1 protein-coding gene is annotated in these 739 nt (G+C 70.2%); it reads left to right on the forward strand.

Features of this window, described 5'->3' with window-relative positions:
* Nucleotides 1-133: 133 nt before the first annotated feature.
* Nucleotides 134-739: RNA polymerase sigma factor (locus JCM9942_RS17320; protein ID WP_157723056.1), on the forward strand; the 606-nt coding region annotated here is incomplete at its 3' end.

The following is a 739-nucleotide window of genomic DNA, read 5'->3' on the forward strand; positions in this document are numbered from 1 at the left end:
CGCACCGGCGCAGGACCGGACCGACGAGGTCCGTGTGCGCATCCAGCCCAGCGCGCAGCCCCCGCGCAACTGAGCCGCGGTCACATCCGGCGCCGGCGTCCGTCATGCCTTGCATCGTCCACCGGAGCCGCCGATGACCACCGCCCAGCTGGAAGCCACCCTGCAACGCGACCTGCCTGCCGCCCGCAACGGCTGCACGCAGTCCTATGGGCGCATCGTGGCGGTCTGCCAGAACACGGTGACGGCGATCGCGCTGGCGATCACCCGTGACGTGCACGCCAGCGAGGACATCGCCCAGGAAGCCTTCATCAAGGCCTGGCAGCAGCTCAACCAGCTCAGCAACACCTCCAGCTTCCTGCCATGGCTGCGGCAGATCACCCGCAATCTGGCCCGCGACTGGCTGCGCGCCAACCGCAACCGCCCGCTCAGCGGTGAGGCGGCCGAGATCGCCATCGGCATGGCAGCCGACCCCTCGCCCAATGGCGCCGACGTACTGATGCGGGTGGAAGAAGAGCTGGCGGCGGCGGAGATCATCTCCGCGCTGCCCGAGGACAGCCGCGAAACCCTGCTGCTGTTCTACCGCGAAGGCCAGAGCTCGCAGCAGGTCGCGCTGCTGCTGGGCCTGAGCGATGCGGCCGTGCGCAAACGCCTGTCGCGCGCCCGCGCCAGTGTGCGCGGGGAGATGCTCAGGCGTTTTGGCGAATTCGCCCGCGCCAGTGCGCCGGGTACGGCGTTCGCG

The organism is Stenotrophomonas pictorum JCM 9942 (genome assembly GCF_001310775.1).
GTDB classification, from domain to species: domain Bacteria; phylum Pseudomonadota; class Gammaproteobacteria; order Xanthomonadales; family Xanthomonadaceae; genus Stenotrophomonas; species Stenotrophomonas pictorum.